Origin of the sequence: Nocardioides sp. (assembly GCF_030150155.1) — a bacterium.
GTDB lineage: Bacteria > Actinomycetota > Actinomycetes > Propionibacteriales > Nocardioidaceae > Nocardioides.
In genome coordinates this window covers 1-7,016 of record NZ_JASLGR010000008.1, presented here as the reverse complement: position 1 = coordinate 7,016, position 7,016 = coordinate 1, and the positions used below count along the sequence as shown (strand labels likewise).

The 7,016-nt window shown below is 73.1% G+C and carries 7 protein-coding genes; 6 read left to right on the top strand and 1 reads right to left on the bottom strand.

From position 1 onward, the window contains the following. From Q1V88_RS01720 to Q1V88_RS01695, 6 genes are all read left to right on the top strand, one after another. A partial coding sequence (locus tag Q1V88_RS01720) for a methionine adenosyltransferase domain-containing protein (RefSeq protein WP_300677068.1) occupies window positions 1-259 on the top strand: 259 nt, incomplete at its 5' end. A 13-nt stretch (window positions 260-272) separates the two neighbouring features. Beyond that, window positions 273-2,309 (top strand): primosomal protein N', encoded by a 2,037-nt coding sequence (locus Q1V88_RS01715; protein ID WP_300677066.1) that lies wholly within the window; start codon window positions 273-275, stop codon window positions 2,307-2,309. Window positions 2,310-2,318: 9 nt separating this feature from the next. Continuing rightward, entirely contained in the window at window positions 2,319-2,864 is a 546-nt protein-coding gene (gene def / locus Q1V88_RS01710; protein WP_300677065.1) for a peptide deformylase, read from the top strand. Continuing rightward, window positions 2,864-3,787: a methionyl-tRNA formyltransferase gene (gene fmt / locus Q1V88_RS01705; RefSeq protein WP_300677064.1), complete on the top strand. Its 924-nt coding sequence runs from the start codon at window positions 2,864-2,866 to the stop codon at window positions 3,785-3,787. Before def ends, fmt begins: the two co-directional genes overlap by 1 nt. Then, window positions 3,784-4,209, top strand: a complete 426-nt coding sequence (locus tag Q1V88_RS01700; protein WP_300677062.1) for an MmcQ/YjbR family DNA-binding protein — start codon at window positions 3,784-3,786, stop codon at window positions 4,207-4,209. The genes fmt and Q1V88_RS01700 overlap by 4 nt, the downstream gene beginning before the upstream one ends. Continuing rightward, window positions 4,202-5,584: a transcription antitermination factor NusB gene (locus Q1V88_RS01695; RefSeq protein ID WP_300677059.1), complete on the top strand. Its 1,383-nt coding sequence runs from the start codon at window positions 4,202-4,204 to the stop codon at window positions 5,582-5,584. Before Q1V88_RS01700 ends, Q1V88_RS01695 begins: the two co-directional genes overlap by 8 nt. Here Q1V88_RS01695 and Q1V88_RS01690 read toward each other — a convergent pair. Then, window positions 5,559-6,854: an HNH endonuclease signature motif containing protein gene (locus tag Q1V88_RS01690; protein ID WP_300677056.1), complete on the bottom strand. Its 1,296-nt coding sequence runs from the start codon at window positions 6,852-6,854 to the stop codon at window positions 5,559-5,561. The two genes, Q1V88_RS01695 and Q1V88_RS01690, sit on opposite strands and share 26 nt — an antisense overlap. Window positions 6,855-7,016 lie beyond the last annotated feature (162 nt).

Sequence of the window (7,016 nt, the reverse complement as noted above, 5' to 3'; positions counted from 1 at the left end):
CGCGATCGGCAAGGCCCAGCCCGTCGGCGTCTTCGTCGAGACCTTCGGCACCGAGACCGTCGCGGTGGAGAAGATCCAGGCTGCCGTGCTCTCGGTCTTCGACCTGCGTCCGGCCGCGATCATCCGCGACCTGGACCTGTTGCGTCCGATCTACGCCAAGACCGCGGCGTACGGTCACTTCGGCCGCGAGCTCCCCGAGTTCACCTGGGAGCGGACCGACCGGGCCGACGCGCTGAAGGCGGCTGTCGGCGCTGCCTGATAGAACAGCTCACATGAACGAGCCCGAGGCGCTGGAGCTGCCCGGGCTCGTTCGTGATTTGGTCAAGGAGGGCGCGCGCAAGGCCCAGGCCACCAAGGCGCGCAAGGCGGCCGAGGCCGAGATCACCGACACGCTGCCGATCGCGCACGTGCTGCTCGATCTGCCCGGCGCCCACCTGGACAAGATCTTCGACTACTCCGTCCCGGTCGCACTGGCCGAGGCGGCGCAGCCGGGCGTGCGGATCAAGGCCAAGTTCGGCAGCCAGGACGTCGACGGCTATCTGGTCGCGCGCTCGGACTCGTCCGACCACGTCGGACGGCTCACCCCGTTGCGCCGTGTGGTCGGCACCGAGCCGGTGCTCAGCGGCCCGATCGCCGAGCTGGTCGCCGCCGTCGCCCGTCGGTACGCCGGCACCCGCACCGACCTGCTGCGGCTGGCCATCCCGCCGCGGCATGCGGCCACGGAACGGCTGGTCTCAGCGCCCGCACCGGCACTGCCGCCGAGCGACCCCGCCGCCGCGCTGCGGGCCTGGGCCGGCCACGAGCCCGCACCGGCCTACCTGCGCCACCTCGCCGGCGGGGGAGCGCCCCGCGCGGTGTGGCACGCCGCCCCGGGCACGGACTGGGCCGACCTGCTCGCCCACGCCGTCGCGCTGACCCGCGCCGCGGGCAAGGGCGCGGTGGTCTGCGTGCCCGAGCACAAGGACCTCGCCCGGCTCAGTGCCGCCCTCGACGTGGTGCTCGGCCCCCGCCAGCACGTCCAGCTCAGCGCCGACCAGGGACCCGCTGCGCGCTACGGCTCCTTCCTGGCGCTGCGGCGCGGGGCGGTGCAGGTGGCGATCGGCACCCGGGCGGCGATCTGGGCTCCGGTCACCGACCTCGGCCTGGTGGCGGTCTGGGACGACGGCGACGCCCTGCTCGCCGAGCCCCGCACGCCCTACCCGCACGTGCGTGAGGTGGCACGGCTGCGCGCCGAGATCGAGTCGGCGGCCTGCCTGATCGGCGGGTTCGCGCCCTCGGCCGAGGCTCGCGTGCTGGTCGGCAACGGCTGGGCCCACGAGATCGCCCCGACCCGCACCCTGGCCCGCTCCCGGCTCACCGTGACCGTTCCGGGTGCCAGCGACATCTCCCTGGAGCGTGACCCGCTGGCGCGCGCCACCCGGCTGCCCACGGAGGCGCACGACCTGATCCGTCGCACCACGGCAGCCGGTGCCGGGGTGCTGGTGCAAGTCGCCCGCCGGGGCTACGCCGCGGCACTGGCCTGCGACACCTGCCGGACGCCGGCACGCTGCCAGGCCTGCACCGGGCCACTCACCCAGGGCGGCCCTGCCGAGCCGCTGGCCTGCGGCTGGTGCGGTCGGCAGGTGGAGGCATGGCAGTGCCCCGTGTGCCAGGGCTTCGGCCTGCGGGCACCGGTGGTGGGGGAGGCCCGCACCGCCGAGGAGCTCGGGCGTGCCTTCCCCGGAGTCAGGGTGGTCTCCTCCAGCGGTGGCCGGATCCTGCCCGAGGTGGCGGCCGGACGCACGATCGTGGTCGCGACGCCGGGAGCCGAGCCGGTGATGGCGGGCGGCTACGGCGCCGTGCTGCTGCTCGACACCTGGCTCGCGCTCGGCTGGCCCGGGCTGCGTTCGGACGAGGAGGCCCTGCGGCGCTTCTCCAACGCCCTGGCCCTGGCCGGCCCGGGCGGACACGGCATGGTGATCGGGGAGCCCGCCCACCCGGTGGTGCAGGCGCTGGTGCGCTGGGACCAGCCGGGCTACCTCGACCGCGAGCTCGCCGACCGTGCCGCCGCCCACCTGCCGCCGGCCGCCCGACTTGCCACCCTGACCGGCACGATCGGGGCGATCGACGACGCGCTGACCGTGCTCGCGCTGCCGGCCGGGGCCGAGGTGCTCGGGCCGGTCGAGGAGGGAGAGCAGTGGCGTGCCGTCGTACGGGCTCCGGCGACGGCGGGTGAGGAGCTCGGCCGGGCGCTGTCGGAGCTGGCGAGGGTCAGGGCGGTCCGTCGCCTGGACCCGGTCCGAATCCAGCTGGACCCGCTGACCCTCTAGCCTTAGGGCATGGCCATCCAGCCCATCCGACTCTTCGGCGACCCCGTGCTGCGCCGCCCCGCCCTCGAGGTCGTCGACTTCGATCGTGAGCTGCGCACCCTCGTCGCCGACCTCACCGACACCATGATGGACGCGCCCGGCGCGGGCCTGGCCGCACCGCAGATCGGGGTCGGCCTCCGAGTCTTCACCTGGTACGTCGACGGCGAGGTGGGCCACCTGATCAACCCGAACCTCACCTTGTCCGAGGAGACCCAGGACGGCGACGAGGGCTGCCTCTCGCTGCCCGGCCTGACCTACGACTGCCGGCGTGCGCTGTCGGTGGTCGCGCGCGGCTTCAACCAGTTCGGCGAGCCCGTCACGATCGAGGGCTCCGAGCTGCTCGCCCGCGCGATCCAGCACGAGACCGACCACCTCGACGGCATCCTCTTCATCGACAAGCTCGACACCGCGGCACGCAAGGCCGCGATGAAGGAGATCCGCGAGTCGGAGTGGTTCGGCTTGGAGAAGCCGCAGATCAAGGTCAGCCCGCACTCGACGAACGGGTTCGGTTTCTGATGCGGGTCGTCTTCGCCGGCACCCCCGAGGTGGCGCTGCCCTCTCTGGAGGCGCTGCTCGCCTCACCGCACGAGGTCGTCGCCGTCGTGACGCGGCCCGACGCACCCTCGGGACGGGGCCTGAAGCTGGTCGCCAGCCCGGTCGCCCAGCGTGCCGAGGAGCTCGGCATCACGGTGCTCAAGCCCGAGCACCCCCGCGACCCGGAGTTCCAGGCCGCGCTGGCGGCGTTGGAGCCCGACGCCTGCCCGGTGGTCGCCTACGGCGCGCTGCTCCCGCAGAGCGCCCTGGACATCCCCACCCACGGCTGGATCAACCTGCACTTCTCGTTGCTGCCGCACTGGCGCGGTGCCGCCCCCGTGCAGCACGCGATCTGGGCCGGTGACGAGTTCACCGGCGCCACCACGTTCAGGATCGTGCGCGAGCTCGACGCCGGGCCGACCTTCGGGGTGATGACGGAGCGGGTCCGCCCGACCGACACCGCCGGGGACCTGCTCGGACGACTCGCCGAGGGCGGCGCGCAGCTGCTGGTCGCGACCCTCGACGGGATCGAGCTGGGCGAGATCGAGGCCCGCGAGCAGCCCGTGGACGGGATCAGCCTGGCGCCGAAGATCAGTGTCGAGGACGCCCGGATCTCCTGGACCGAGCCCGCCGTCGGTGTCGACCGTCGCATCCGCGCCTGTACGCCGGCGCCGGGTGCGTGGACGCTGCTGGCCGGGGAGCGGTTCAAGGTCGGCCCGGTCACGATCACCGAGGAGACCCTCGCCCCCGGGGAGCTGGAGATCCGGAAGAACGAGGTGCTGGTCGGCACCGGCTCGACGGCTGTCCGACTCGGCACGGTGAAGGCCTTCGGCAAGAAGGAGATGGCCGCCGCTGACTGGGCGCGCGGCGTACATCTCGATCCTGGGACGACGTTCGAGGCATGAGCGGCGCGGGGGAGTCGACCAGACCGGCGACGCCGGCCGACGTCGACGCCCTGTGCCGGGCACTGCCCGAGGTCGAGCTCGGGGTGAGCTGGGGAGACCGCCCGACCTACAAGGTGCCCGCCGGCGCCAAGGGCAAGGGCTTCGTCCTCCACCGGGCGCCGCATCGCACTGCGATCGACCCGACCACCGGCCTGGAGTACGACGACCTGCTCGTGGTCCGGGTGCCGACCGAGGCCGACAAGGTCGCCCTGGTGGCCTCCGAGGGACCGTTCTTCACGATCGACCACTTCAACGGCTACAACGCCGTCCTGGTGCAGACCTCCCGGCTGGGCGAGATCACCCTCGCCGAGCTGCGTGAGGTGATCACCGACGCCTGGCGCACTGTCGCGCCGACACGACTACTCAAGGAGTTCGATGGCTGAGCGCCGCCGCCCGACCCGCCGTCAGGGCAACCGCCCCCCGAACCGCCCGCGCGTCGACCCCGCCCGGCTGGCGGCCTTCGACGTGCTCAAGGCGGTCCGTGTCGATCAGGCCTACGCCAACCTGGTGCTGCCGCACGCCCTGGCCAAGCACGAGGTGGCAGGGCGCGACGCCGCTTTCGCGACCGAGCTCGCCTCCGGCACGCTGCGCCAGCAGGGCACCTACGACGCCGTCATCGCCGCCTGCCTGGACCGGCCGCTGGCCAAGGTGGAGGCCAAGGTGCTCGACGCGCTTCGGCTCGGCACCCACCAGCTGCTCTCGATGCGGGTGCCCGATCATGCTGCGATCAGCACCACCGTCGAGCTGGTGAAGTCCAAGGTCGGTCCTGGTGCGGGCTCCTTCAGCAACGCCGTGCTGCGCAAGGTCGCTGCCCGGTCGCTGCCCGAGTGGGTCGACGAGCTCGCCCCGACGCCGGGCCGGGCCCGCGACGTGGTCGAGTTCTCCCATCCGCGCTGGGTGGTGGACCGGCTGACCGAGGCGGTCGGGACTGAGCAGATCGGTGCGCTGCTCGCTGCCGACAACGTCGCTCCCGGCGTCGTCCTCGTCGCGCGGCCCGGACGCTCCGTGCCTGACGAGCTGCCAGGCGCCTCGACGGCGTACTCGCCCTACGGCGTGGTCTCCGAGGGCGGGCAGCCCGGTGCGATCCCGGCCGTGGCCGAGGGACGCGCGGGGGTGCAGGACGAGGGCTCCCAGCTGGTCGCGATCGCCACTGCCGAGGCGCCGCTGGCGGGCCGCGACGAGCGCTGGCTCGACCTGTGTGCCGGTCCGGGTGGCAAGTCGGCCCTGCTGGCGGCGCTGGCCGCCGAGCGGGGGGCGGCGCTGGTGGCCAACGAGGCACAGCCGCACCGTGCGGGCCTGGTGGCGAAGAACCTGCGGGGCGCCGACGGCGTGGTCGGGGTCGTCGCCGGAGACGGGACCCGGCCGCCGTACCGCTCGGGGAGCTTCGACCGGGTGCTGGTCGATGCGCCGTGCTCGGGCCTGGGCGCGCTGCGCCGCCGGCCCGAGTCGCGCTGGCGCCGCACCCAGAAGGACATCGACGAGCTGGTGCCGCTGCAGATCGCGCTGCTCGACCACGCCCTGGACCTGGTCCGGCCTGGGGGAGTGGTGCTCTACGCGACCTGCAGTCCGGTGATCGCTGAGACGAAGCACGTCGTCGACTCGGTGCTGACCTCGCGCGAGGACGTCACCCTGGAGCCGATCGGCGCTCTGGTGGGTTCGGTTCCGGACGCCGAGGGTCCGCTGGCGGGCACGGTGCAGCTGTGGCCGCACCGGCACGGGACCGACGCGATGTTCATGGCCCTGCTCCGTCGAGGCTGATCGTCCCTGTCGGCGTCCTGAGGTGACGTTGTCCGCCGGGTGATCGCCAGAGGAAGTAGCCCGGATCCAGGGGGCGGTACCGCCATCCGGCGTGCGTCTTGAGCCGGTGGTGGAGGCGGCAGAGCGGGGCGAGGTTGGTGCTGGTGGTCTGACCGGGCGGTCCGTCTTTGTCGTAGGGCCTGATGTGGTCCAGATCGGCCGTGCGGGCCGGTCTCGTGCAGTACGGATGCACGCAGGTCTCGTTGCCGACGATGGCCTGTTCCCGCATCGGGGCGGAGGGGACGTAGCCATCACGGGTGAGGGTGGTGGTGAGGTCGAGGACCGGGGTGATGACGACCTGGGTGCCCGCCTTCGTGCACCACGCGGCGACCGTGCGGATCGGGAGCAGGGTGTCCGCCTTCTCGACTCGCGCGAGTGGGCCGCCAGGCCGCAGATGGACGTAGGTGTGGAGCACCCGGCTGGTGGTCTCATCGGCTGTGCCGGTCCATCCCGAGAGCTGGCGCCGGGCGATCACCCCGAGAGCCTGGGAACGGCGGACATCGAGCGGGGCCTCGGCATGCTGCTCGCTCGCGGCGAGCTCCGCCGCGACCAGGGCGATGGCTGCCTCCAGATCCTCGGCATCGCCGTGGTCGAGGGTGGCGACGACGTCCACGGTGCCGTCGGCCCGCGCGGAGGGGAACGCGTCGACCTTGCGACTCTCGGCGGCGGCGATGGCGCGTGCCTCGGCGGCGGCAGGATCGAACCGCGCCTCGGCCTCCAGCACCATCCGTTGGATCATCGTGGGCCCGGCCGATGCCATTTGTGGGGCGAGGGCCGCGTCCACGTGGCGAGCGGCATCGGCACACAGGCCGTGGGTGGCAGCGGTGACCTGGCGTGCCTTCCAGACAGGGATCCGTCCGGTGCGCAATGCCTCGGCGACGCGGGGCAGCCGCCACAGCAGGTCGGATGCGTCGGCGAGGTAGCGGCGTGCCGCGGTGTTGCTCATTCGCACGGCGCCGGCGAACTCCGCGATGTCGGCGTCGGCGACAGCCGGGGCGCCGTCACCGCCCACGGCGAGGGTGCCGAGCCATTCGGTGTCCCAGGTCGGCGGGACCGGACCCGGGGCAGCCGTGGGCACGTCGGCGTCGGCGCGGGTGACCTCGCGGAGCCAGCGCTGGGCGTTGAGCATCGCCGCGGCCTCGATCTCCTCGGCGTACAGGCGGTCGTCGCGAACGAGCCGGAGCAGGTGTGCTGCCCGGGTCTCGCTCGTTCCTCTCGCCACCGCTTCCATGACCTCAACCTAGACGCCAGCACCGACATTTAGCCTTTGAGTGGGTCCGCGGGCGGGCCGAACGTCCGACCGGGACACGTGGTGATCCCTGACTTCTGAGTGGTCGTCCGCGGGCCCGGTGTCTGGTCGAGCGGTGTCCTTGTTCGGGAACTTGGAGCCAGC